Source organism: Pseudomonas sp. LBUM1661, from assembly GCF_059695925.1.
Window position 1 is genome coordinate 2,884,978 of record NZ_CP166794.1, and the last position, 26,097, is coordinate 2,911,074.

The window sequence follows — 26,097 nt, forward strand, 5'->3', positions numbered from 1 at the left end:
CCTTTTGTTACGCCTGGGCAGAGTCGCGCGGTGTTGCCCTGCCAGACGGACGCTGACGCTGCGGGGCAGGGGACAACTCAGGGAATGTCACGTGGTGATGCCGGAAGGACAGGGCCAGGGTGCAGAACACCAGAAACTCGGCGGAGCGGTAGTTGGGGATCACGTAGGCCACATAATTGGTCACAACGAACATGCCGATGATCACCAGCGCGCTGGCGCGAAACTGTGCCGCCTGGTTCGCCGTCACGGCGCGGTATTGCTTGAACAGCGCTTCGCCCATCAGCAAGGCCAGCGCAATCAACTGGACGATGCCGCCGTTGAGCAGGGTTTCCATGTAGCCGCTGTGGGCGTTGCCGATGTAACCCCAACGCCTGATGAACACATCGGCGTCGGGACTGGCCCAGAAGGCGCCGAAGCCGTACCCCTTGAGCCATTGTTGGTCGACAAAGGGTGCGAGCAACTCCCAGATCATCGTGCGGTCCGTCAGCGACGGATCGCGCCCGGCCATCTCCAGCAGCAACGCAACGTGGTTGTAGACCAATAGGCACACCAGCAGGAACACCAGCGTGCAACCGAAGAACAGCCACTGCGAACGGTTCATGCGCAAGCGGATCAGGGTCAGGAAATACCAGTAGCTCACCGTGCCGGAAACGATCAAGGCCACGCCGGTCGCCGACTGGGCGAGAAAAACGGCGATCAGCGAAAAAAACGAGCAGAAGAGGGCCCAGCGATTGCGCTGGCGAATCATCGGCAGCAACAGCAGGATGGCGATTGCGTTGAGCCGTGCGCCGGCGTTTTTCTCGCTGAAAATCCCCTTGAATGCGCCGTCGCGAATGCCACCGGCAATGAAGGCGACGTTGGGCATGACCACGGCGAGTATCAAGCCGATGAGTGCGGCCGCGCCGATGGCACAGCCGAGCATGAAGGTGATTTTTTCGAGGCTGTAGTTATAGGCGATGAAGCCGGCGAAAAACACCACACTGATCATCGCGACAAACCGTTTGAGGCTTAACATCGGGTCGTGCGACCAGCCGATCGACGCTAACACGCAGAACAAGAACACCAGCAGAAAGAAGTTGTTCCGGTAAAAGCTCTTGCTGAGGAACACCTTGTTGCGGATGAAGAAAAACAACGGCACCAGCAGGGTAATCAGGCCGCATATCTGGTTGGCCACGTTGCCTTCGAGGTCCTTATCAATGTCGTCAAAATTCGCCGTTCCGCCCAGCCCCAGGAAAAACGTAATCACCTGGATGTAGAACAGCACGCCGAACAAGGTGAAGGCGTCGCGTAACGTGGAATACCTGATCTCCAGCGTGTTCATGGCGATGGACTCCCGAGCAACGCGGCGAGGTAGGTCTGCACCGCGCTGGCATTGATGAAACGGGCGGCGGCATCGATTCGGGCCTGGCGGTGTAAATCCCGTGGTGTGGACAGTTGCAGGGCGATTGCCTGCGCCAGCGCGATCGGGTCGTCGACGGCCACCAGCGGTGCGACGAGGCCGTCCATGAGGATGTCTTGCGGGCCATGGGGGCATCGGGTCGACACCACCGGCGTGCCGGTGGACAAGGCTTCCACCAACGCGTTGGGACTGCCCTCGAAACGCGACGACAACACGTAGCAACTGGCCGCGGCGACCTCTGCCCTGGGATCACGGGTATAGCCCGGCAGATCGAACCGCTCAGCCACGCCCAACTTGTGTGCCTGGTCAAGCAATCGAGCCCTGAGCGGGCCTTCGCCAAAGATGATCAAGCGGGCGCTGCGATCCGGTAACGCGGCGAACGCGGTGAGCAAGGTGTCGAAGCCTTTTTGCGGCGCCAGGCGACCCACGGCGACAATCACCGGGCAAGACTTTTCCAGCAGCCAGCGGTGACTTGGCCGCCCGGGCGTCTTGTCGCGAAAGTCGTTGTCGAGGACCGGATTGTCGGCAATGGTCACATCCCGATGTCGCGCAATGGTGGTGTCGACCAGGTCTTGGGCGACGCCTCGCGAGACGCAGATCACCGGATTGGGAATCAGCCGATACAGCAGCGGCGCCACCCGGTACGCCACCCGCACCCTGAAGTCGGGGTTGACGTACTTGTCGTGGGAAAACGCGTTGCGCTCGCTGACGTGCAGCCGCGCCAGTGTCCCGGACAGCGCGGCGGCGGCGATCGCCACCACGTTGACGTGAGTGAGCGCAGCCAGTTGGGCGTCGAAGCGATTGGCCCGCAAAAATCGTGCGAGTGCCGGCACCGCGCGTGAGCTGCGCGGGCTTTGCAGTTCAACCTTCTTTACGCGCGGGTCGAGGTGCGCCGCGTTGATGCCGCCGCCGGTGAGCATCAGCAATGTCACGTCATTGCCGGCGTCCACCAGGGCGCCGGCGAGGCGCGCCATCATCTTTTCAGCCCCGCCCGCGCCGAGGTCATGCAGGATAATCAGCAGCTTTTTCATTGGTTCCATACCTGGTAGTACGCTTGCGCGGCGTACTGGCTGGTATACGGGTGGATGGCCTCGGTGAGCATTTTTCCGCTGGGCGCCGCGTAACCCTGTGACGTCAGGCTTTGCAGCATTCCACTCGCCAACGCGGGTACGTCGTTGACGGCGACCAGTTGGCCCAGTCGACCGTTGTCCAGCAATTCCCTGGGCCCGGTCTCGCAGTCGCACGCCAATATGGGCGTGCCCAGCGCCAGTGCCTCGATCAGCACGGTCGGCATGCCTTCCTGCACCGAACTCAGAATGAACAGCTTTGCCTGCCTGAGCAGTGGATAGGGATTACTCAGGAAACCGGTGAAATGCACCCGATGCGCGACGCCCAGGCGCTGTGCCTGAGCGGTCAGCGCGCCGAGCAAAGGGCCGTCGCCGACGATCACCAGATCGGGCAACGCTGCGCTGCGCAGCGCCAAGGCATAGGCATCGAGCAACAGATGAAAACCCTTGGGTTCCACCAAGCGGCCCAGGCTCAACCAGTAGTCGTTGGGCAATCCGTCGAGCAGCGGCGCCTGTGAGGCTTGCAGCAGTTGGTCGGTGACGACGGCATTGGGGCAATAACGGATGCGCCGCTGGCCCCACGGCATTAAATCGACCAAGGCCTGGCGCAGGGCCGTGGAGACCGTCACGACCTTGCCATTGCCGCAGAGGTACAAGGAGTAGAGCAGGCGCAGGCTGGAGGGGCCGGTGTTCTGTTCAGTGCAATCAAGTGTCGCGTGGCGGCTATAGATGACTTTGCAGGCGCTGCCCAAGGTGGCGAACCAGGTGCAGAGATTGGCCTGCTCCTTGGCCGAGATGAGGTGGGTGACGCCCTCACGGCGAATGATCCGGCGCAACAGAACGATGGACTTGAGCAGGCCGACGATGCCGCTGCCGCCGCCGTTGAGGTGTTGCACACCGTCGGTGTCGGGCCTGTCGCCATTCATGACGAAGAAGCTCACACGCCGGCCGTCCTTGAGAAATTGCTCGGACAACCGTTGCTGGACGCGCTCGACACCGCCGCCCGGCTTGAAATCCTTGAGGATAAACAGGATGTGCATTTCATTCCCCCACGCTGATGGCGACTTTGTGCCGGGCGAGCATGGCTAACAGGTGCAGAAAGTTGCTCGGGTAGTCGATGAGGTAGCGTTTGATCGTATGGGGCTCGCGATACATTCGATAAAACGCGCGCAAATGCAGGCGATTGATCAATGCCGGGTAGTAATTTCGCGTGGCCGTGGCTTCCTGGCGAATGAACCCGCCACACGTGAAGGCGACACCGCCGAACCCGGCGCGCAATGTGTCCTGCTCGAACTGCTCTTGTCGCCCGGCGCCCAGGCCCACGATCAGGATGTCCGCCTTGCTGCGGCAGATGTCGGCCCGAATGCCCTCGGCCTGCGACGCATCGAAGTAGCCGTTGTGCGAGCCGGCGATGCTCAGTCGCGGATAGCGTGCCTTGATCTTGCTGAGGAACTGCTCCAGTTCAACCTGCCGGGCGCCGACGAAATACACGCGCTTGCCCTGTTGCTCGGCGCCGCTGAGTACCAGGTCAGCAATCGACGTGAAGTCAAAGCTGACCCGGCCGATCGTTCGGCCCGTCACGCGAGACATGAACGCCGACATCAGCATGCCGTCGCAAAAATAGGCGACGGTGCTGGGCGTCTGCTCGAAAAAACTGCCGATGGACGCGAAGTTAATGAAGGAATAAGCCTGGTTGGCATCCAGCAGTTTCGGTGAGTAATGCCTGACTATTTCCAGCCTGATCATGGCGCGACACCTTTCAGAGGACCGAGTGGGTCCGCCGGCCCACGGAGAGGTAGGTAAAGCCGCGTTGGCTCATACGCTGCGGATCGAACAGATTGCGTCCATCAAAAATCAGCGGTTGCCTGAGCTGCCGCCTGAGCAGGTCAAAGTCCGGCGCGCGAAAGGATTGCCACTCGGTGACGATGACCAGTGCGTCGGCATTTTTCAGCGCCGCTTCCTTGGTGCCCGCCAGGGTCAGGTCATCGCGCGAGCCATAAAGGCGCTGGGCCTCTTCCATGGCTTTCGGGTCGAACGCCTGGACGCTGGCGCCGGCGTGCCACAAGGCTTCCATCAAGACCCGGCTGGGGGCTTCGCGCATGTCGTCGGTGTTCGGTTTGAAACTCAAACCCCACAAGGCAAAGGTCTTGCCGCGAAGGGCACCGTCGAAGTGCTGGAAAATCTTGTTGAACAGGCTGGCTTTCTGTTCGTGGTTACGTGACTCGACGGCCTTGAGTACCCGGGCATCGATATCGACGTGGTTGGCGGCCTGTATCAGCGCCCTCACGTCTTTGGGAAAGCACGAACCGCCGTAGCCCAGTCCCGGGTAGATAAATTGATAACCGATGCGCGGATCCGAGCCGATGCCAAGACGTACCTTCTCGATATCGGCGCCCAGCTTTTCGGCGAGGCAGGCCATTTCGTTCATGAAGCTGATCTTGGTCGCCAGCATGCAGTTAGCCGCGTACTTGGTCAGCTCGGCGCTGCGAACGTCCATGACGATGATTTTTTCGCGGTTGCGATTGAACGGTTCGTACAGCTCGCGCATGACCGCTTCGGCGCGCGGGTTGTCGGTGCCGATGATGATCCGGTCCGGGCGCATGCAGTCTTCCACTGCGCAGCCTTCCTTGAGAAATTCCGGATTGGAGACCACGTCGAACGTGAGATCGCGGCGATCGTTGTCGGCCAGGACCTGCTCGATGCGCGCCCGCACCAAGTCACCGGTGCCGACCGGCACGGTGGATTTGTCGACGATGACGTGGTGACGGTCCATGTTCAGCGCGATGGTTTGCGCCACGCTCAACACGTAGGTGAGGTCCGCCGAACCGTCTTCGTCAGGCGGCGTACCGACGGCAATCAACAGCACATCGCCGTGGCGGACCGCGCTGGCCAGGTCCGTGTCGAACCGCAGGCGTCCACTCTGGTAATTATCGCGGACGAGGCTTTTCAGGCCGGGCTCGTAGAGGGGCAACGTGCCTTCCTTCAATGCCTCGACCTTGGCAGCGTCGACATCGACACACAGCACAGTGTGGCCGACCTCGGCCAGTGCGGCGCCTTGGACAAGGCCGACATAACCAATACCGAATACGCTCACATTCATGGTCAACCCTCGGGTCGTCGTGACAGTGATCAGCGATGGGGCGGGGTGTCAGTAGATGTTTTTCGAGAACAACGTGAAGGGGGTCTTGATCAGGATTTTGATGTCGAGCCACAGCGACCAATGGTTGATGTAGTGGAGGTCCTGAGCGACGCGCAACTGCATCTTTTCTACCGTCTCGGTTTCGCCGCGATGCCCGGTGATCTGGGCCAAACCGGTAATGCCCGGTTTGAGGCGATGGCGAGCCATGTAGGCGTGCACTTTTCCGGTGTAGTAAATGTTGTGGGTGACGGCATGCGGGCGCGGGCCGACCAGGGCCATTTGGCCGAACAGGACGTTGAACAGCTGTGGCAACTCGTCGATGGAACTGCGGCGCAGGAAACGCCCAAGCGGTGTGACGCGATCGTCTTCTCGCGTGGCCTGGCGCACTTCACTGTCGTCGTGGAGGCGCATCGACCGAAACTTCCAGACGTTGATCACTTCACCGTTGCAACCGTGTCGATTTTGCTTGAACAGCACCGGGCCGGAGGAACTGAGCTTGACGGCAGCCGCCACCACCAGCAGCAACGGGCTGAGCAGAATGATCGCCATAGCGGCCAGGCTGCGTTCCAGCAGGTCTTTGCAAAACAGGCTGGCGGGATGAGAGCTGAGCAGGCTTTCATTGAGGTAAATGGCCGGCATGCGCTCGATTTCCGAGATCGAATGGTTGAGCAGCACCATGCTGCCGAAATCCGGGATCCACACCACGTCCACGTTCATGTCCAGCAGATCGATGTACAACGCTTCGATGACTGAGGCATGCGCCATGGGCAGGACGATGTAGACGCGGCGCACTTCCAGGCGGGTGATGATTTCGCGGATCGAGTCGAGGTGGCCGAGCAGCGGCAAGATGCTGGGGGCCGGTCCACTGTTGTCCGCTTCGGCAATAAAACCCAGCACCAGCGCACGGTTCGGTCTGCAGAGTTTTTTCGCCAGCTCATGGGCGGTCGGGCAGGTGCCGATGATCACCGAGCGACGCTCGTTGCAGACCATCCGTGAGTGCAGGCGGGCGAAGTAATGCAGGGGCAGAAAACTGATGGCTTGGACCACGTAGCCCAGCACTGCCCAGATCATCATCACCTGGCGCGAGTAAATCGCACTGGTCTGGGTGATAAAGGCAATAGCCGCCAGCACGGCCAGCAAAATCAACCAACCGGCCAGCAACCTGGCGAGCCCGACCAACAGGCCATGGCGCTTGTGATAGACCTGCATCACGCTGTAAATCGGCACGGAGCCGAGCACAGTCAGAATGATCAAGATGCGGTAATCGCTGGTCAGAGTGCCGACACGCCAATAGACGAGCAACATCAGCAGCGAAGTGACCAGCGTCAGCGCACACAGCCATTGTCCCCAGAACGTCAGGCCTCGGCGGTGTGCCATCTGAGCGGTATAGATCGGTGTCATGGGCTTGACCTCAAGGCAGACGTTATGAATTAGCGCTAACGGGCAGGCACGGCGTGGCTCCCGCAGGCTTTTCCCTGGCTCGGCAGAGGTGAAGCAGCGTGTTGTGAGGGTGTGATGGCAGAAAGAGGTGTAGCGACAGTCAGGTGCGCGGGGCGTTACCGAGGCGCGAAGTCGTAGTTATAAAGCGTCTTGGAGTGGTGATAGCCGTACTTGCGTGCCTTGCGCAGGTCGACCTGGTTGAGCACGGTACCAAACACCGATACATGGCTCTGCTGCAACATGGCAATGCCCCTTTGCACTTGGCTGATCGGCGTGCTGTCGGCCTTGACCACGTAGATCACTGCATCCGAATGCTGAGCCAGCAACAGCGCGTCGCTGATCATTTCGGCGGGTGGTGAATCGATAATGATGTGGCGGTAACGCGACTTGAGCGCGTCAAGCATGCGCGCCATGCGCGGTGAACTCAGCAGATCCTGCGGCGGAGGCTGACGGGCCGGGTTAAGCGGGTCGGCAGGGGAAGGCAAGCGCGGCGCGTCGAACAGATCCAGTGAAGGAGGCGTGACCTTCCCGGCCGGTATCATGTCCAGATTGCCCACCGACACGATGCAGTCTTCGAGTCTGGCAGTGCCGGCAATGACATTGGCAAGTCCCGGGCTGTCAGGCGGAAAATCGAAGTTCAGCGAAAGGGTTGGCTGGCGCATGTCGGCGTCGATCAGCAGCACACGTTCCAGCGACGAGAGCGAACTGGCCAGGTTGTTGGCAATGGTGCTTTTGCCCTCTCCGGCAACGGTCGACGTCACCAGGACCACCTGCGACGGCATATCACTGCTTTGCAACATCAGCCAGGTGCGCAGATTGCGAATGGTCTCGGAAAAATGCGGGTTGTCGTTGTCTTCGAACAAGCGCGCCAATTGCCGCCGGCTTTTCTTCCTCACTAACGGTACGACGCTGAGCAGAGGAATATTCAGCGCGCTTTCGATCGTCTCGTCGGTTTTGAAGGTGTTGCTCAGGCTGTCGAAGAGCAATGCCAACGCTACGCCGATGACCGCAGCGATCAACCCGACGATCGCCACAATCAATGTTTTACGCGGCTTGCTTGCTTCAGTCGGGACAATGGCGGGGTCGACGATGCGCACTTTGGTCGAGTCCATGTCGGCGGTCGCCGCCGTTTCTTTCAAGCGGGTGACGAAGGTTTCATACAGCGCGCGAGTGCTGTCGACCTCACGCTGGAACTCGCGCAACTGGAACTCTTTGCGCGCAATGTCCTGGATCTGCGCCTTGTTGTTGTTGAACGATTGGCGCAACGAGGCTTCACTGGCCGAGGCGAGTTGGTATTGCCTTTCAATACCGGCCACCACTTGCTGCACCTGCAGTTGCAGGCTGGTGGTGGCTGCGCGCAATTCGGACTGCGCGGAAATCAGGCTGGGATGTTTGGGACCATAGCGCCCCGCCAGTTCATCAACCTTGGCCTGGGCCTTGGCCAGGTCCGCCTGAAATTGTTGGACCAATGGGTTACTCAAGACCGCAGGCACGCTGGAAAGCCGGCTCAGATCGCCATTGCTCAGGGACTTCGCCTGCCGGTACTGGCTCTCGGCTTCAGCGCGGTTACGACGGGCGTCGACCATGCGATTGCCGGTCATTTCCAGTTCGTTGGCGCTGATGGTGGCGACGCCTCCAACGTCGACCAGGCCTTGCTCTTCCCGGTAGCCCTGTAGTTTTTTCTCGGCCACGCGCAGGTTGTCGCGCAGTTTGATCAGTCGTGTGTTCATCCACGCGGTGGTGTTCTGCGAGGACTTTTCGCTGGTGTCCAGTTGGCTGTCGGTAAAGCCCTGGGCCAAGGCGTTGGCCGCCGCTGCCGCCAGCGCCGGGTCCGGAAGCTCCACCTCGATTTCGAGCAATTGGCTCTTGCCGACAAACTTGACGCTGGTGTGCAGCATCAGGTTCTGCGTGACCTGATTGAAGACGTCTTCTTCAGTCGGCGCCTCTTTCACCGGCGACAACAGCGGCAGACCCGGGAGCCATTGATCAAGGTCAAGGCCAAGGTAATCGTCAAGGTCTGCCAGCCACTTGCGCGGCGTGAACCAGGGCGCCGGTTGCTGGCGCGGGTCGGTGATCGGGTTAGTCGTCAGACCCAGTTTGGTCACTGCGCGTTCGGCAAGGTCCCGCGATTGCAGGAGTGCTTGTTGTGTCTGCAAGTATTCGGTGGCGTTGCTGCCCGAATCCTTGACTTGCTGGAAAGACATCAGCGGCGGTGTCTTATCGTTGAACAGCAACGTGGTGCTGCCGATGTATTGCGGCGTTATGGCCGAAACGGCAACGGCCGCCAGTACGCAGCACAGCAGGACCATCCACCCGATGTTCCATTTCGCGCGCCAGATCACCCTCCAGAGTTTAAGCAGGTCAATGGTGTCCTTGTCTTCGCTGTACGGCTGATGCACATGCGTTTGCAGAGGACGTTCGACGTAGGTGCTAGGGCTGTTGTCCATGATCAGAAAAACCCTTGTGCAATGGAAATGGTGTCGCCGGGGGCAATCGTGGTGGTTCGTGTGACGGTATCGGTCAGGGTCGGGCCGCCATCGCCGCGAACGATGGTCACGCGTTTGATCGAGGCTCGCTCGGTCAGGCCACCGCCCAAGGCGATGGCTTTCTCCAGTGTCAGGCCGGGCACGAAGGGATAGCTGCCGGGTTTTTGCACTTCGCCATTGATGTAGAACGAACGGTATTCGATCTGGCTCAGGCTGACTTTGGGGTCGATCAGGTAGCCTTGTTTAAGTCCGTCGACGATGATCTTTTCGACCTGGTTGGGGGTGAGTCCCTTGGCGGAAATCTCTCCCAGAAACGGGTAGGAAAAGGTGCCGGCATCGCTGAGGCGGATCTTTTTCATGCTCAGCTCCGGCTCACCAAACACGATGATGCGCAAGACATCGCCAGCGGCCAGTTTGTATTGGGTGCCGGGGTCTGCTGCATACGTATCGGGTATAAACGCCAGTGTGAACAACAAGCCAAGAGTGTGTGCGTTCATATCGAAACCCTCTTGCTAAAGGCTTACGTTGAAGCTGATCTGGAAAACGTTGCGGGTGAAACTTTCATTGTCGGCATCGGAGTCGTTGTCGCGGTAGCGATAGCCGAGCTCGATATCCAGCCACCGACGCATCGCGTAGATCACCGCCAGGTTGTAATCCTGGAAGTTGTCCGTGCGGCTCTGGCCTTCGTAGACATAACGACCGAGCCCGGCCTTTGCCACCGTGGTGATGCGTTCGGTCCAGCCATGGCGCCAACCGACCTGAGTGAAGGTCGACTTCACGGCATCGGCGCCATCGTCGCCCTCGGCCAGGGCTTGGCGGGCCAGGAAGGTAAACGTGGAGTAAGTTCGTGGTTTCCACTGCAGATCCACCTGCCAGGTGGGGTTGTTGAGGTCTTTGGATTCGCTGTTATCGAAGTTCTTTCGTTCATAACCGATGCGCACTTTACCGGTCGTACGTGCGGTGACATCCCACACGGCACCGGCGAGCACCGCATCAGATTTACTACTGCGCAAACTGTCGGATTGCTTGTAGTCAAAAATCGTGTGGTCGTACTCCAGCAGGCTGCGCGTGTTGCTGCCGACACGGTGATACCAGGTGGAGGTCATGCCGGTGGTATTACGTTCTTTGTCGTCGTTGATGCCGTCGGCGTTGTCGTAGCGCAGTTGCGCGTAATTGGCACCGAAAGCCAGTTGGTTGTCAGCGCTTTTGGCGCCATAGGTGTAGAGGCCGCCCACCCGTTTATTGTTGATCTTGTCATTGACGCCTTCGACCGCTGTCGATTCCGTACGCTCGTACTTGCGGTATTCAGCGTCGAGCTCCAGACGATGTCGGTCGGTGAACTCCATGATGCTGTCCGCCAGCACGCGTTGCGATGTGTACGAGGCATCCGACTCGCTGTGATAGATGTAGCGGGTGGGCTGCCAGATCAGTCGGGTGGCGCTGTTGCGATCTTCGGCCTTGAGTGCGAAGGAGGGCGCCAGTTTGGTGATCATCGAGGACTGAACGTTGTGCTCCAGTTCCCGGAAGTTATCGTCATGGCTTTCCGTCAGCATGAAAGTCGGCACGAAATCGAACCCATAAACATCGATAGGCTGGGGGTCAATGCTCCAGGCCACCCCCGGGTATAAAGAGGCCATGATCAGTGCAATAGGGCAGCGTGACATCAAGGCCATATCTATAGCTCCCGGGGCAAAAGCATCAGTCAGATGATTAGATATTGGTTTGCAATGAAGATTGCTGACGTTCGAGATTGCTCAATGGCACACAGACAGCGTGTTCGCGATTCAGAAACTGTAGCAGGATCATGACGCGCTCAGTCCCTTGCGCAGAGACGAAAATACCCTCCAGTGTCGACAAGGGCCCTCCAATGATGCGCAAGTGTTCACCGGGCTTGAGGGGCTCATCGATGGGCGATTCCGATGACTCGATACAGCGCGCACGCAGATGCTCGATGATGTTCTCGGACACCGTCGCAGGACCATGATTGAATTCGACAATACGACTGACGCCACGCGTGGACCGAATGGGCGCCCAGTTGTCGTTACCGCCAAGATGGATGAACAGATACCCTGGAAACAGAGATTCTCGCACCCTGTGTGCTTTGCCGCGAATCACGCGCTCATTCACGAATTGAGGGTGAAACACGACATAGTTCTGTTGCACCAGGTTGACGTGAGCACGTTCATCCTGGTGAGGCTTGCATTGCAGAAGGTACCAACTGCATCGGTCGGTGCTGATTGCTGGCATGCTGGTAAACTCCGTAAGTTTCGAAAGTTTAAGCAGGCAGAGGATTAATTGGATCCAGAAAGTGATAAAGCCAAGCGCATTATTGTTTTAAAGCGGTTGCGTCAATGTGTTTCATAGTTGAATCAGGTGTTAAGTGGGTGAAACATGGAACAATGAATTCCGTTATATCTGACAGCGTGTCGGGTATAACCATCGATCACTTTGCTTTAGGCAAAGCTACCGCACGGTCCGTACCAAAGGCCGTTAAAAAAACAAGTTGTTCACAAGTTGTCTGAAGAACAGCGCTCAACGAGCAATGTGCACTCGTTGCCTGTTCAGATAGACCGGTTTAGTTATCGACCACTCTTGGCGGCCTGTCAAACGTTCCCTGTCAAAAAGCATGCCTTTTATCCAATAGTGAATACCTCGTACTCTAACTAATTGTTTTTTCTCGCTATTATTTTTCCGGCGAACGGTTAAAACTTTTTAAAATATTTATAGTCGTGCTCCGGTGAGATAATCCTGAGACCAATCCCCATTAGTGGGGCTTGTTAAGGAGTCTGGCATCCTGACATTACAACGCTATAACTTACGGCCTGGAGGTGGGCAATGGAGCAGGGCACTATCCCCGCTCTTATGATGGACGTTGCAACGGTTCATCGGGCATTAAACGGTCCAACGCCTCTGCCGGAGAGGCCTTGAAGTAGTCGATATCGACAAGCTCAAGGAACACTGTCTGGATATCGAGTACATTTGGTTAAAAAGCTAAGCTTGCTATACAGTTTTCTCTTTTCAATCAATGGATGTCGCAGTCTATTCCCGGCAGTGACTGCGATCAGAAGAGCGATGTTTGGCGGATTCCTTGAGTCGAGATCTTCCATCGGTTCCTGAGTTATCGCCCACACAAAAATCCGACTTCAACCGGTATTGAACAGCTCGCGGATCAGGTTGGGCGTGCTGCCGGTCCAGCGCTTGAAGGAGCGCCGGAAGTTGGCCGCATCGTTGAATCGCAGGTAGTCCGCCACTTCTTCGTTACTGAATCCCTTGATCTGATACAGGTAAAGCGCCACGTGTTTGCGCACCAGATCCACCTGTTGTTGAAAGCCTGTGTCGTGTTTTTGCAGTTTGCGCTTGAGCGTGGCCGGGCTCATGGCGAAGGCCTGGGCGGCCTGTTCGAGGTTGGGGGCTTGGCGCACATGGGTTTGCAGGTAGCGATAAACGCAATCGATGAAGCTTGAGGCAAAACCCAGTTGTTCGATTTGTCGGTGAGCTTCCTGACGGGCGACCTGGCCCGCGGTGGCCGAGGCGTCGGGCCAGGATTGAGCGAGAAATTCCCGGGGGATGCGCATCAGGTCGAGCGGGCGTTTGAACTGTGTGTGCTCGCCCAGATGCACCCAGTACTGCTCGACATAACGCGGTTCGGCATGGCTGAAGCTGCATTCCCACGGCAGGCGCTGGCCGCTCTGTGAGCGGCTCATGGCCACAATCGAAGTCATGCTGGCCTCCAGCAAAAAACGCCATTGCTCGCCCGCGCCGCAGCTGTCCAGCCAGTAGAAGTAGGCGTGTTTTTCATCCAGCACCAGGCGCGGCGTGGCCAGCGGGCTGAGCAGCGCCTGTTGTTGCACCAGGGTGTCGAGGGCCTGGTGCAGGTTTTGCGCGTGGCGCAGGGCGTGGCTGGCGGGGCCGTAATGCCCCGGCAGCAGGCGTTGGCCGAACAAAAAACTGCTGTCGTCGGCATCCAGCAAACGCCGGCTGTTGCCGATCAACCCGAGAAACTGCTGCGGACTCAGACGCGTCTGGCCGGCCAGGATGTCCTCATGAAACAGTCCGGTCCCGCGCAGCAGGCGATGGCTGTCAATGTCTCGGGACAGCGCCAGATCAATCAGGGTCGCGGGTTGGTAATGCCCGGGAATGAAACGGCTGTCGGTTTCGAACCAGGTGTTTTTCAGGGTCATGAGCGGGCCTCAGGCCGTTTTTGCCAAGGGCTGTTTGGCCCGGGCCAGTGCCAGGTTGAGGCGTTTGAGCAGGGCATCCGGCGCCTCATCCACGGCCATGACCACCGCAGTGGCGGCGGACAGGTGAATGCGCTCGCCGTGTTGTCGGGTTTTGTGGGCCAGGCCCTGAACGGCCTGTTGCAGTTCCAGCGCCAGCAAGCGTGCCTGGCTCTCGCCGGTGTTGGGCAGCAACACCACGAATCGGTCGCCGGCCAGTCGGCAGAGCAGGTCCTGACGGCGCAGGTTGAGCAGCAGCAAATGACTGAGCGCCTGCAACACGGCATCGCCTTCGGCATGCCCGAAGGCCTGATTGATCGCCGCGAAGTTATCGACATCCAGCACCAGCAATGACAAGGGTTGCGCCTGGCCTTGGCTGTCTTCGAGGCTGGTGATCAACTGGCGCTTGAGGTAATCGGCGCCGCCTAATGGCGTGAGTTTGTCGAACAGCCGATGTTCGCGAAAAAGCTTTTCGCGTTTCTCCATTTGCGCGCTGATCGCCAGTTGTTCGCGGTGCCAGTGATAGATGCCGAGGGTCAGCAGAATCATGCCCACCGGCATCGGCCCGGACTCCAGCCAGTGGTCCCAGGTGATGCTGTCGGGCAGGCGGATGAACTCGTCGAGGCTGTCGATCCACCAGGAGAAAAAGATGCAGCTCAAGCCCAGCGCCAGGTAATTGGTAACGCGTCCGGCCGGACGACTCTTGAGCACCAGCCCCAGCCAGACCAGCGCGAGTAGCGCAGAACCGCCTTCACCGACGATGTCCAGCCAGACCCATTCGCTGATGCTTTTCAGCTCACCGCAGGCCAGGTGCAACAGCAACCCCATGTTCGCCGCCAACAGCAGCAAAGCGAGTTTCCAACGATGGGGTTTTAGCACTGAGAACATGGCCGTGATCCTTTGGCGAAGAGGTATTGCGAGTCAGCACAGCAGATGTTTGTGACAGCGGGGTGACTGGGCTGTGAGGTCGAATCAGCTCACGGCTCTGCGCAGCTTTTTATCCACCAACATCCCGAAAACCGCTCCGCACCCTGGTAGCAACTGCCGAACGCAGCCTTCGGCAGCTGCTACAGGGAAGGCGTAATGGCTGGTGATGGGTCAAATCAGCTCAGTTTGCGTTGTAATCCCGGCAAAACCCCGGTTTAAAGCGCTCCCTGCCCACCGGTGTCACAGGACTGTCATCCCCCGACCCTAGCGTGCCCTCCCAGTTGCCGGGCCACTTGCCTGGCGTTATCGGACTCTGGGGAGGACCACCATGTACCAGCGCAGCAGTACCGCCGGGATCGTCAGCTTTACGCTCACCGCCTTGGCCATGGCGATGGCCAGCGAACGCCTGAGCGCCGCCGAGACCGCACCGAACACTGAACACGTCGAAGTGGTCGGGCAGGCGGCGAGCATCGATCTGGCGCTGAAGGAACAGCGCAACTCCGACAGCATCAAGAGCGTGGTGCATGCCGACGGCGTGGCTCAACTGCCGGACGAAAACGTCGCCGAAGCGGTGCAGCGGTTACCGGGCGTCGGCGTCGAGCGTGACCAGGGCGAAGGGCGGTTTGTCAGCGTGCGCGGCCTGGGGCCGGACCTCAACAGCGTGACCATCAATGGCACGCTGGTGCCGTCGCCGGAAAGCGAACGCCGCGCCGTGGCCCTCGATGTGTTGCCGGCGGAACTGGTGCAATCCTTGTCGGTAATCAAGACCCTGACCCCGGACATGGACGCCAACTCGCTGGGCGGCACCGTGGATGTGCAAAGCCTCTCGGCCTTCGATCACACGGGGCTGTTCTACACCGGCAGCAGCGAGGCCAGCTATGACCAGAACACCCACCAGACCAGCCCGAAGTTTTCCGGCGCGGTCAGTGACCGTTTCAGCCTCGGCGACGGCATCGACAACTTCGGTGTCGCCGCCGCGCTGAGCTGGCAGAAGCGCGACTTCGGTTCGGACAACGTCGAAACCGGCGGTGCCTGGGATTTCCAGCAGGGCGCCAAACTCGAGGAGTTCGAGCAACGGGACTACGACATCAGCCGCGAACGCGCCGGCGGTGGCCTGAACTTCGATTACAAGCCCGATGACCTCAGCAGCTATTACCTGCGCACGCTCTACAGCCGCTACAAGGACAGCGAAACGCGCAATTCCACTAGCTTTGAATTCGCCGATCCGCAGGCTGCGGGCGAACTGGGCGATGCCGAAGGTTCGCGCAAACTCAAGCAACGCGAAGAGACCCAGGAAATCCAGTCCTACGTTCTCGGCGGCGAGCGTATGTTCGGCCTCTGGACCCTCAGCGGCCAGGCCGGTTACAGCCGCTCCAGCGAAGACAGTCCGGGCCACATCGCCAATGCCGAATTCGCCGGTATTGATGACTTCGCCGACAGCGGTTTCTACGACAACGACAAGCCACGCCCGATCGTTGGCCAGGGCTTTTACGACCCGAGCAATTTCAGCCTCGACAAAGTCGACTGGGAACAACAGAAAACCACCGACACCGAGAAAAACCTGCGCCTGGACCTCGCTCGCGATTACGACTTCAAAGGCTACGCGTCACAGGTCAAGTTTGGCGGCAAGGTCAGCCGGCGCAACAAGGACAACAACCTCGACGCCTGGGTCTATGAAGACTTCGACGACCTGGGGTTCAGTGATGAGCAACTCAATCTGACGCAGTTCAAGAAGGGCAACGTCGACTACCGTCTCGGCCAGTTCGGGCCGGGTATCAGTGGCAGTGCGGTCAAGCAGTTGATCGGCGGCCTCAATCAAGCGGACTTCTTTGACGAAACCGAATCGCGGGTCAACGACTTCAAGATCAGCGAGGACATCAACGCCGGCTACCTGATGAACACCCTGGATATTGACGACTGGCGCTTCATCGCCGGCCTGCGCTACGAGGGCACCGAGTTCGAAGCCAAGGGCACCGGCGTCACCGATGGCGAGTTCCAGTCCACCGAGACCAAACGCCGTTATCACCACTGGTTGCCGGGGCTGCATGCGCGCTATCAGCTGGACAAGAACACACAGGTTCGCGCGGCCTGGACCAAGTCCGTGGTGCGTCCGACCTTCGGCCAACTGGCGCCGGGGTTTGTCATCGACGATGACGAAGCGACGTTCGGCAACCCGGACCTCAAGCCGCTGGAATCGAGCAACCTCGACCTCGGCATCGAGCACTACATGGGCCATGCCGGCACTGTCTCGGCGTTCGTGTTCTATAAAGACATCAAGAATTTCGTCTACAACACGGACCTCGCCGGCACCGGCGCCTGGGTCGATTTCACCGAAGCCCACACGTTCGCCAACGGCGACAGCGCCAAGCTGTATGGCCTGGAACTGGCGTACTCGCAGAAATTCGACTGGCTGCCCGCGCCCTGGAATGGCCTGCTGATTGGCGCCAACACGACCTTCAGCCGCTCGGATGCCGAGATCAAAGGCTTCGACGCTGCCAGTGGCACCAACCGCAAGCGCAGCATCGATTTGCCCAATCAGTCCGACACGGTCGGCAACCTGATGCTCGGTTGGGAAGACGACAAGCTGAGCCTGCGCCTGTCGGCCAACTACAAGTCGGACTACCTCTTTGAGTTGGCCTCGATCGACGACAAGGCCCACGACCTGCACGTCGACGCCCAGACCTTTGTCGACTTCAGCGCGCGTTACTCGCTGAGCAAAAACCTGCAGGTCAGCTTCGAGGCGCAGAACCTCACCGACGAGCCGTATTTCGTCTACACCGGCCACCGTTCCTACAACGGCCAGTACGAAGAATACGGCCCGACCTACAAAGTCGGCCTGACCTTCACCCACTTCTAAGCCCCGATGCCGCTGCCCCACGACAAGGACTTTGCCTGTTCATGAGTATTTCGTTTCTACCCACGCGCCACGTGTTGGCTGCACTGATTTGCCTGACCGCCGGCCAGGTGTTGGCGGCCGTGCCGACCCTGTCTCTCAAGCCCTGGGCCGCGAACCTGTCGGTCGATGCCGTGGCGTTTCTGCCCGCCAGCGCCGACGGCGACCGCCTGGCCGCCAGCGAGCGTGATGGCTTGCTCTTGCTGGATGCGCAAGGCAAGGAACTGGCGCGCTTGAAGGGCTCGTTCAATGGTGTGGACAGCCGCGCCGCCGGCCAACAGGTGGTGGTCGCGAGCCTCGACAACAGTCGTCAGCAAGCGCTGCTGGTCAGCCTCGATCCAGGCAAGCGCACGTGGGGTCAGCCGGTGTACCTGCCGACGCGGGATTACCCGGTCAACGGTCTGTGCCTGTACCGCGACGAAGCCCGCAACCTGTTCCTGTTCCTGGTGGGCGAGGAGGGCAAGGGCGAGCAATGGCTGGTGGGCAATGGCGCGACGCTCAACCCGCAGCCGCAACGTGTGCGCGGTCTGCCGCTGCCGCCTTCGGCCACGGATTGTCAGGTCGACGATGGTGCCAATCAGTTGGTGGTCAACGAGGAAAACGTCGGTTGGTGGGCTTACCCGGCGCACCCGGAAGCCGATGTCACGCGCAGCCCGGTGGCCCTGCGTGAACCGTTCGGCGAGATCAAAAAAACCGCCGGCGCCCTGGCGTTGGTGCCGGGTGGCGTCGTCGCGCTCGACCCGAAAGCCGCGCAATTGCACCTCTATCAGCAGCAAGACGAACGCTGGTCCGCTCAGGCAACCCTGGCGCTGTCAGGCTTGAAGGAGCCGGAAAACCTCGCCCTGCGTCCAACCGATAAAGGCCTGCAAATACTCCTGCGTGACGATGACGACGGCCGACTGTATCAAGGCGAACTCGACTGGCAGCCCACGCCGGTGCCGTTGGCGCCCGTGCTGCCAAACGTAAAGGCGCTGAGCCAGAGTGATCCGGTCGGGCGTCAGGGCGATGCGGCGGACGATCCGGCGATCTGGATTCACCCGCAGCAACCGTCGCTGAGCCGCGTACTGGGCACCAATAAAAAACAGGGGCTGCTGGCGTACGACCTGCAGGGCAAGTTGCTGCAGGACCTGCCGGTCGGGCGCCTGAACAACGTCGACGTGCGAGCGAATTTCAAACTCGGCCAGCAGACGGTCGACCTCGCCGTCGCGAGCAATCGCGATCGCAACAGCCTCAGCCTGTTCAGCATCGACCGTAGCAGCGGCGAGCTGCGCGAAGCCGGCGAGATTCCCACGCCGCTCAAGGACATCTACGGCATCTGCCTGTTTCAGCCGGCGAGTGGCGAGCTCTACGCCATTGCCAACGACAAGGACGGCACCTTCCTGCAATACCGCCTGAGCGCGCCGAACGGCGCGGTGCACGGTGAGTTGGTGCGCCAGTTCAAGGTCGATAGCCAACCCGAAGGGTGCGTGGCCGACGACCAGCGCCAACGGCTGTTTCTCGGTGAAGAAGACGTCGGCGTCTGGGCGGTGGATGCCCGCGCCGATCAACCGGCGACGTTGAGCAGCGTGATCAAGGTCGGACCGCACCTGCAGGCTGACGTGGAAGGGCTGGCGCTCTATCAAAGCGCGGCTCACGACTACCTGGTGATTTCCAGCCAAGGCAACGACAGCTACCTGGTGCTGGATGCCGAGCCACCGTTCGCTGCGCGCGGCGCCTTTCGCGTTGGCCTGAACGCCGAACTTGGTATCGACGGCGCGTCAGAAACCGACGGCCTGGAAGTCACCTCGGTGAACCTCGGCGGGCCCTGGAGCCAAGGCCTGCTGGTGGTGCAGGACGGCCGCAAACGCATGCCCGAGCAGACGCAGAACTTCAAATTTGTGCCGTGGGCCGACGTCACCCAGGCCCTGAAGTTGCCTTGACCCGAACTGTCATCAACGCGTCATCCGTTTTCCATCGAATAGCTCAACGGCCGTCGCGCATCGGCGGTCAGAGGGCATCAGACAAGGAGTTTCACCATGCAGGCCACGCTCGAACACATGACGATCTGGGGGCTGATCAGCGACGCCAGCCTGTTGGTCAAAGCGGTCATGCTCACCCTGTTGCTGGCCTCGTTGCTCAGTTGGTACCTGATCATCCAGCGCAGTCGCGTATTGCAACAGCGCGAACGGCAGATGAACGGGTTTGTGCAACGTTTTCGCAGCGCCTCGGACCTGCTGCCGCTGTACCGGGAAACAACTGACAGCGAGAGCGGCGTCGAACCGATCTTTCACGCCGGGCTTCACGAGTTCAATCATCTGCATCAGCACACCGGCAATGCCGCCGACGTGGTGCTCGAAGGGGTGGAGCGCGCGTTGTACGTCGCCATCAGCGAGCAGGAAGTGCAGTTGGAGAAAGGCTTGCAGTTCCTCGCGACCGTCGGTTCGGTCAGCCCTTACATCGGCCTGTTCGGCACCGTTTGGGGGATCATGAATTCGTTTCTCGGCCTGTCTCAGGTGCAGCAGGCCACGCTGTCGACCGTGGCGCCGGGCATCGCCGAAGCGCTGATCGCCACGGCCATCGGCCTGTTTGCGGCGATACCCGCGGTGATTGCCTACAACCGTTTTTCCTCGCGCAGCCAGACCTTGCTCACCCGTTACTACGCCTTCGGCAATGAGCTGCAAGTGCGCCTGCATCGCACGTTGCACGGCAAGCCGTTGAACCTGGCCGCCGCAGCCTGAGAGGAGAGTGAAGATGCTGGTCAGACCGCAACGCAAGCACGGGCCCAAGGCCGAAATGAACGTGGTGCCGTACATCGACGTGATGTTGGTGCTGCTGGTGATCTTCATGGTTACCGCACCGATGCTGACTCAGGGGGTGAAGATCGACCTGCCCAAGGTGGCCAGTGAAGCCCTGGCCACGGACACGCGCCAGCAAATCCTGACCCTGTCGGTGAAGGCCGAGGGCGGTTACTACTGGAACCTCGGCGGTGAACTCGACACCCGGCACCAGACTGACAGCGCGGTGACGCTCGACGACATGCGGGCGAAGGTCACGCAGATTGTGAGTGAGCGGCATGACACGCAAGTCTTCATCCGCGCCGACAACGACGCCGGTTATGGCCGCGTGGTCGCGGCGATGGCGGCGTTGCAGCAGGGCGGGGTCAGCAACCTCGGGCTGGTGACCGAGGCCCCGCAATGACGGCGATGATCATGCACACTCCGACCCTGACGTTGCAGCGCAGTGTTCGCAGCGGGTTCTGGCACAACAGTCTGGCGGCGGGCCTGGCCGTGGCGCTGCATGTCATCGTCCTGGCCCTCTTGGTAAATGGCTGGTCGCCGCAAACAACGCCAGCCACGCAACCGACGGTGTTGAGAACCCAGTTGGTGATGCTGCCACCCGCCGCTCAGCCGCAGGCCCCCGAACCCGCACCGGCATCAGCGCCGCCAGCACCTCCCGAGCCCGTTGCTGCCGCCCCCGTCGAGTCGATCAAACCGGCGGTCGATCCGCAGCTTCAGGTACAAAAGAAACTCGAACAGGCCGCCTTGGCGCGCAAACGGGTCGAGGATAAAAAACGCGAGCAGCAAGCCGAGCGACTGGAGACGCAACGACTCAACCGAGAGGCCGAGCAACAGCAACTCGCCCAGCAACAAGCACAGCAAGCGCAACGCGCCGAGCAGGCCAGGCTGGCGGCAGAACGCGCGCGCCAACTGGCCGCCCAGACCGCTGCCGACAGTCGTCAGTACTTGCCCCTGAGCAAGGAAGCGCCGGACTATCCGCAGCGAGCGCTGGACAAAAACATTGAGGGTGATTGCTCTGTGGAATACACCGTCAACCCACAAGGCAACGTCGAAAACCCGAGAGTGCTCGAAGGCTGCCACCCGCTGTTTATTCGTCCATCGCTGGCCGCCGCCAACACCTTCCGTTACCAACCGCGAATCGTCGACGGCCAAGCCGTTGCAGTGCCGGCCGTGCGCAATACGTTCCATTATCGGATCAAGTAAGAGGGCACCTAGGGCGCCGCTGCTCAGGTATCGGGCGACGGCAATACCCGGCGCTTGAATGATGCCGAAGCCTGCCACACCACATTGCCCATTACCGCACTCACGGCGCCGTCGCTCCGCGCGGTCTACCCGTTCGAAAAAGCCCGTGAAGCCTACGAATATCTCGCCAAGGGCGCGTTCGGGAAAGTGGTCATCAAGATCGCCGAATGATTGTGCAGACACCCATCAGTTAAACCAACACACGATCCCTGTAGCAGCCGGACGCAGGCTTCGCCAGCTGCTACAGGGGCGCGAACGGCCTGCCCAAAAGCTGCGCGTCAGAAGCGTGCTGGACCTTATCCACTTTCTTGAAAACGATCAGATCGGGATAAACGCGACTAAGGGAAACCTTTAGTCGCGTTGGAGATTTCCCCCTTTCAGATGCTGTTCGTCTTGATACCGGCGCAGCGTCTACTGGCTTACCTTGAGCAGACAAGAGGCGTGTCGCCGTGGCGGACTGTTCCATTGAGTCTGCGTGGCGTTTTACCCCATAACAATAAGAGGCCTGACCATGCTCGAACCCTTTGTCCTTCGCATCTGCCCCGCAACTTCCCAGCCGTCAACTTGTGAACCGTCGACCGGCGCGTCGCGCGCGTGAACGGTTGCTCTGACGAGCACCCTGGCGGTTTTCAGTGGTGATGCTGCTCCTATAAATACAGTGCCCGGCACTGACAGATGTGGAGATGTTGGATGTATCAGGTAAAGCAATCTTGCCGTGGGCTCGGTATGGCCAGCGTGTTGGGGATGATCTGTTCGCCAGTGGCGGCCCATGCCGATGTGATTGATGACAGTCACTTCAAAGTGGATACGCGTAACTTCTACTTGCACCGTAACTACACCAACACCCAGGCGCCGGACTCTGAAGTGCACAGTTGGTCGCAGGGTTTCGATGCGCAGTTCACCTCCGGTTACACCGACACCGCCTTGGCCATCGGCCTTGATGTGGATGCGCAATACGCCGTGCGCCTGGACTCGGCGGGCAATGACGGTTCGCTGCCGTACAGCGTCCGCGATGGGCAAACCGCCGATGACTACAGTCGCGCCGGTGCAACGTTCAAGATGCGCTACAGCAAGACCGAGTTGAAGGTCGGTGATCTTCGCCCACAGTTGCCGGTGGCATTCGATGACCCCAGTCGGCAGTTGGACACTATCTATCAGGGAGCCGTGGTTGAGTCCAAAGAGATCGATGGGTTGACGCTGACCGGTGGGCGTTTCTGGTCTGCCGTGACACGCGAGTCTTCCAATCACGAGAAGCTGTACAAGTATGGCTCCACCGATAATATCGACAGTGACGGCCTGGACTTCGGCGGCGCCACGTACGACATCAGCAAAAACCTGCAAGCCAGCTACTTCTATGGCGTGCTGCACGATATTTATCAGCAGCATTACGTTGGCCTGATGCACATGGCTGATTTGGGCAACGGCTACAAACTCAAAACCGACTTGCGCTACTTCAATAACAATGAAGATGGCAACGCGTTGAACGGTGAGATCGACAACCGTGCCTACGGTGCCTTGTTCACCTTGCTCAAGGGCGCGCACATGGTTGGCGTCAGTTACCAGCGCATGCTCGGTGACAGTGTGTTCCCCACAATGAACGGCTATATCCCGCAACCTTACCTGGTGCACTGGTCGTCCCTGGGGTTTGTCCGCCCGGGTGAAAGGTCCTGGTCGGCGCGCTACGGCTATGACTTTGCCGGGATGGGAATGCCGGGGCTGAAGTTCTACACCCGCTACACCAAGGGTACCCAATGGGACCGTGGCGCCAACCTGAGCGACAACCAGGAAAGCGAACGCTATCTGGGGCTCAACTACGTGGTGCAGAGCGGGGCGCTGCAAGGCTTGGGGCTGGACCTGCGCAACATCGATGTGAAGCAGAAGTACGGCTACGACTACAACGAATTCCGTGTCGCCACCACCTACACCTGGAAGTTCTGGTAGGTGAGTTTCCCCCCATAACAATAAGAGGTCTGACCATGTTCGAACCCATCGTCCTTTACATCTGCCCCGCAACTTCCCAGTCGGTGTCTTGTGCACCGTCACCCGGCGCGCTGCGCGCATGAGCGGATTCCAAAAGGAGCAAACACTAGTGAATATTCAGGTCGATAACGCGGTCCTGCAGAAGAACAAGACCTACGTCTACGAGTGGTACGTGGTGGGCCTGTGCATGATCGCCTACATCTTTTCATTCGTCGATCGGCAGATCCTGGCGCTGATGATCGAGCCGATCAAAGCCGACTTGCAGATCAGCGATACCCAATTCAGCTTGCTGCACGGGCTGGCGTTTTCGTTGTTCTACGCCTTCATGGGCATGCCCATCGCCTACCTGGCCGACCGTTTCTCCCGGCCGAAGATCATCGCCGTCGGCATCGTGTTCTGGAGCCTGGCGACTGCCGCGTGCGGCATGAGCAAGAGCTTCCTGCACATGTTCCTCGCGCGCATTGGCGTCGGTGTCGGCGAAGCGGCCCTGTCGCCCTCGGCGTACTCGATGTTCAGCGACATGTTCCCCAAGGAGAAACTCGGCCGCGCGGTGGGCGTGTACTCGATAGGCTCGTTCGTGGGCGGCGGGCTGGCCTTCCTGGTGGGCGGTTATGTGATCGCGATGCTCAAGGACATGAACACCATCGAGGTCGCCTTTCTCGGGGCGATGAAGGCCTGGCAGCTGGCGTTCTTCATTGTCGGGCTGCCGGGCATCCTGGTCGGCCTGCTGATCTGGCTCACCGTGCGCGACCCGGCGCGCAAAGGCCTGCAGGTCGATGCGCAGGGCCGGGCGAAGAAGGTGGCGCTGACCGATGGCCTGCGCTTCCTCGGGCGTCACCGTGGCACGTTCACCTGCCATTACCTGGGCTTTTCGTTCTACGCCATGGCCCTGTTCTGCATGATGAGCTGGAGCCCGGCGCTGTACATCCGCAAGTTCGGCCTGTCGCCGATGGAGGCGGGCTACATGCTCGGCACCGTGCTGTTGCTGGCCAACACTGCCGGGGTGCTGTGCGGTGGCTGGCTCACCGACTATCTGGCGAAAAAAGGTCATCAGGACGCCGCCATGCGCACCGGCGTCATCGGTGCCCTCGGCATGGCGGTGCCGGCCGTGTTGTTCCCGCAAGCCGATCAACTGTGGCTGTCGGTGACCCTGTTGGTGCCGGCGATGTTCTTCGCCTCGTTCCCGATGCCCGCGTCCACGGCGGCGATGCAGATCCTCGCGCCCAATCAGGTGCGCGCACAGGTCTCGGCGGTGTTTCTACTGATCAGCAATCTGCTGGGGTTGGGCCTGGGAACCACGCTGGTGGCGCTGTTGACCGACCGCTACTTCGGATCGCCCGCGGCGGTCGGCTCGTCGATGTCGCTGGTGATTGCCGGTGCGTCGGCATTGACCGTGCTGTTGCTGTGGCGTGGTTGCCGGCGTTTTCGCGAAAGCTATGCTCGGGAATACCCGACCCGGGCATGATGGGTCATCGTCCATGATCGGCGTCTCGGCCTCGCTCCTTTTACAGGGAGTGGGGCCAAGACGCTTCAGTCCGGAGAACCGTTGATGTTGAATGATGTACATCTGCTGGAACGGCACAGCCTGCTCAGCTCCACCGATTACCGTGAGATCAAGGACAAGGTCAGCCATTACCTGTGCCCGCACACCTTCAATGTGCTGCGTGACGAGCCGATATACACCCGGCTCAACGGCGTATTTTTCGGCGATTCGGCGCTGCTCGACTTGCGCTATGGCGCGCCGGTAGAGATCACCATCGGCGACATTGCCGATCAGTACCTGTTTCGCATTACCTTGCAGGGGCACTGCGAAGTGGCCCACGGGCGGCGCCGCGCGGTGATGCAGTCGGGTTATCTGAGCGTGTCTTCGCCGTTCGCGCAAAGCCGCATTGTCACCGATGGCGAATGCCGCAATCTGATCCTGCGCGTCGACCGCGATGCCCTGGAGACTCAACTGCAACGCCTGCTCGGACGCAGCCTGCGGCAGTCGGTGATCTTTGATGTCAGCGTCGATCATCTGGGCGCCGGCGTCGTCAGCCTCTATCACACCCTGGATTACATCTGCCGGCTTTACGGCAGTGGCGTCGACGGTACGCACATCGCCAGCGGCCTGTCCGAATATTTGATGCAGCTGCTGCTGACGCAGTTGCCGCACAACTACTCCGCCGACCTCCGGGTCGATTCGCGCGCGCCGCTGCCGCACCACGTGAAGAAGGCGCGTGACTACATCGAGGCGCACCTCGACGAACCGATCAGCCTCGCGACCCTGAGCGAGCTCTGTGGCGTTTCTGTGCGCACCTTGCAGAACGGCTTCAAGCAGTTTCTCCAGCAGGCACCGGTCGAGTACATCCGTGACCGTCGCCTGGCGGTGATCCACGACTCGCTGAAGCAGGGCAGGGACGGTGAAACCGTCACCGATATCCTGTTGCGTCACGGCATCAACAGCTTCGGGCATTTTTCCAGTGCTTATCGGCAACGCTATGGTTGCCTGCCGTCGGACACTCTGCGCCGACACAGACATTGAGACGCC

Annotated in this window: 20 protein-coding genes and 2 pseudogenes; 9 read left to right on the forward strand and 13 right to left on the reverse strand. The window is 60.0% G+C overall.

Annotated elements, in window-relative coordinates:
• Window positions 1-7: 7 nt before the first annotated feature.
• From ACA057_RS13205 to ACA057_RS13260, 12 genes are all read right to left on the reverse strand, one after another.
• Complete coding sequence (locus tag ACA057_RS13205; RefSeq protein WP_497348972.1) at window positions 8-1,321, reverse strand: O-antigen ligase family protein; 1,314 nt, start codon at window positions 1,319-1,321, stop codon at window positions 8-10.
• Complete coding sequence (locus tag ACA057_RS13210) at window positions 1,318-2,430, reverse strand: glycosyltransferase (RefSeq protein WP_497348974.1); 1,113 nt, start codon at window positions 2,428-2,430, stop codon at window positions 1,318-1,320. The genes ACA057_RS13205 and ACA057_RS13210 overlap by 4 nt, the downstream gene beginning before the upstream one ends.
• On the reverse strand, window positions 2,427-3,506 hold the full coding sequence (locus ACA057_RS13215; RefSeq protein WP_497348976.1) for a glycosyltransferase: 1,080 nt from the start codon (window positions 3,504-3,506) through the stop codon (window positions 2,427-2,429). The genes ACA057_RS13210 and ACA057_RS13215 overlap by 4 nt, the downstream gene beginning before the upstream one ends.
• A gap of 1 nt (window position 3,507) precedes the next feature.
• A complete protein-coding gene (locus ACA057_RS13220) occupies window positions 3,508-4,212 on the reverse strand; it encodes a WecB/TagA/CpsF family glycosyltransferase (protein ID WP_497348978.1) in 705 nt (234 codons plus the stop codon).
• Window positions 4,213-4,225: 13 nt separating this feature from the next.
• A complete protein-coding gene (locus ACA057_RS13225) occupies window positions 4,226-5,566 on the reverse strand; it encodes a UDP-glucose dehydrogenase family protein (RefSeq protein WP_497348980.1) in 1,341 nt (446 codons plus the stop codon).
• Between the two features lie 48 nt (window positions 5,567-5,614).
• The gene (locus ACA057_RS13230; RefSeq protein ID WP_497348982.1) at window positions 5,615-7,006 is read right to left on the reverse strand and encodes an undecaprenyl-phosphate glucose phosphotransferase; all 1,392 of its coding nucleotides are present in this window, start codon (window positions 7,004-7,006) and stop codon (window positions 5,615-5,617) included.
• Window positions 7,007-7,161: 155 nt separating this feature from the next.
• Entirely contained in the window at window positions 7,162-9,492 is a 2,331-nt protein-coding gene (locus tag ACA057_RS13235) for a GumC family protein (RefSeq protein ID WP_497348984.1), read from the reverse strand.
• A gap of 2 nt (window positions 9,493-9,494) precedes the next feature.
• Entirely contained in the window at window positions 9,495-10,028 is a 534-nt protein-coding gene (locus tag ACA057_RS13240; protein WP_497348986.1) for a polysaccharide biosynthesis/export family protein, read from the reverse strand.
• Window positions 10,029-10,043: 15 nt separating this feature from the next.
• Window positions 10,044-11,168 (reverse strand): outer membrane beta-barrel protein, encoded by a 1,125-nt coding sequence (locus tag ACA057_RS13245; RefSeq protein ID WP_497348988.1) that lies wholly within the window; start codon window positions 11,166-11,168, stop codon window positions 10,044-10,046.
• A gap of 73 nt (window positions 11,169-11,241) precedes the next feature.
• Window positions 11,242-11,778, reverse strand: a complete 537-nt coding sequence (rfaH, locus tag ACA057_RS13250) for a transcription/translation regulatory transformer protein RfaH (protein ID WP_497348990.1) — start codon at window positions 11,776-11,778, stop codon at window positions 11,242-11,244.
• 896 nt (window positions 11,779-12,674) lie between these two features.
• Window positions 12,675-13,712, reverse strand: a complete 1,038-nt coding sequence (locus tag ACA057_RS13255; RefSeq protein WP_497348992.1) for an AraC family transcriptional regulator ligand-binding domain-containing protein — start codon at window positions 13,710-13,712, stop codon at window positions 12,675-12,677.
• 9 nt (window positions 13,713-13,721) lie between these two features.
• Window positions 13,722-14,636 (reverse strand): GGDEF domain-containing protein, encoded by a 915-nt coding sequence (locus ACA057_RS13260; RefSeq protein WP_497348994.1) that lies wholly within the window; start codon window positions 14,634-14,636, stop codon window positions 13,722-13,724.
• A gap of 367 nt (window positions 14,637-15,003) precedes the next feature.
• Here ACA057_RS13260 and ACA057_RS13265 point away from each other — a divergent pair, with 367 nt between their 5' ends.
• The 5 genes from ACA057_RS13265 (at window position 15,004) to ACA057_RS13285 (ending at window position 21,548) form a co-directional block, all read left to right on the forward strand.
• Window positions 15,004-17,532 (forward strand): TonB-dependent receptor, encoded by a 2,529-nt coding sequence (locus ACA057_RS13265; RefSeq protein WP_497348996.1) that lies wholly within the window; start codon window positions 15,004-15,006, stop codon window positions 17,530-17,532.
• A 41-nt stretch (window positions 17,533-17,573) separates the two neighbouring features.
• Window positions 17,574-19,487, forward strand: a complete 1,914-nt coding sequence (locus ACA057_RS13270) for a phytase (protein WP_497348998.1) — start codon at window positions 17,574-17,576, stop codon at window positions 19,485-19,487.
• 96 nt (window positions 19,488-19,583) lie between these two features.
• Window positions 19,584-20,285, forward strand: coding sequence for a protein TolQ (tolQ, locus tag ACA057_RS13275; protein WP_497349000.1), 702 nt, complete (start codon window positions 19,584-19,586; stop codon window positions 20,283-20,285).
• Between the two features lie 13 nt (window positions 20,286-20,298).
• The gene (tolR, locus tag ACA057_RS13280) at window positions 20,299-20,745 is read left to right on the forward strand and encodes a protein TolR (RefSeq protein ID WP_497349002.1); all 447 of its coding nucleotides are present in this window, start codon (window positions 20,299-20,301) and stop codon (window positions 20,743-20,745) included.
• The gene (locus ACA057_RS13285; RefSeq protein WP_497349004.1) at window positions 20,742-21,548 is read left to right on the forward strand and encodes an energy transducer TonB; all 807 of its coding nucleotides are present in this window, start codon (window positions 20,742-20,744) and stop codon (window positions 21,546-21,548) included. The genes tolR and ACA057_RS13285 overlap by 4 nt, the downstream gene beginning before the upstream one ends.
• Here ACA057_RS13285 and ACA057_RS13290 read toward each other — a convergent pair.
• Window positions 21,546-21,635: pseudogene (locus tag ACA057_RS13290) on the reverse strand (LysR family transcriptional regulator); the annotation flags it as partial. The gene ACA057_RS13285 and the pseudogene ACA057_RS13290 sit on opposite strands and share 3 nt — an antisense overlap.
• A 21-nt stretch (window positions 21,636-21,656) precedes the next feature.
• Here ACA057_RS13290 and ACA057_RS13295 point away from each other — a divergent pair.
• The 4 genes and pseudogenes from ACA057_RS13295 to ACA057_RS13310 form a co-directional block, all read left to right on the forward strand.
• Window positions 21,657-21,758, forward strand: a pseudogene (locus ACA057_RS13295) (NAD(P)-dependent alcohol dehydrogenase); the annotation flags it as partial.
• Window positions 21,759-22,277: 519 nt separating this feature from the next.
• Window positions 22,278-23,528 (forward strand): OprD family outer membrane porin, encoded by a 1,251-nt coding sequence (locus ACA057_RS13300; RefSeq protein WP_497349006.1) that lies wholly within the window; start codon window positions 22,278-22,280, stop codon window positions 23,526-23,528.
• Between the two features lie 148 nt (window positions 23,529-23,676).
• The gene (locus tag ACA057_RS13305) at window positions 23,677-25,032 is read left to right on the forward strand and encodes a spinster family MFS transporter (protein ID WP_497349008.1); all 1,356 of its coding nucleotides are present in this window, start codon (window positions 23,677-23,679) and stop codon (window positions 25,030-25,032) included.
• A gap of 84 nt (window positions 25,033-25,116) precedes the next feature.
• The gene (locus tag ACA057_RS13310) at window positions 25,117-26,091 is read left to right on the forward strand and encodes an AraC-like ligand-binding domain-containing protein (protein WP_497349010.1); all 975 of its coding nucleotides are present in this window, start codon (window positions 25,117-25,119) and stop codon (window positions 26,089-26,091) included.
• Window positions 26,092-26,097: the final 6 nt, after the last annotated feature.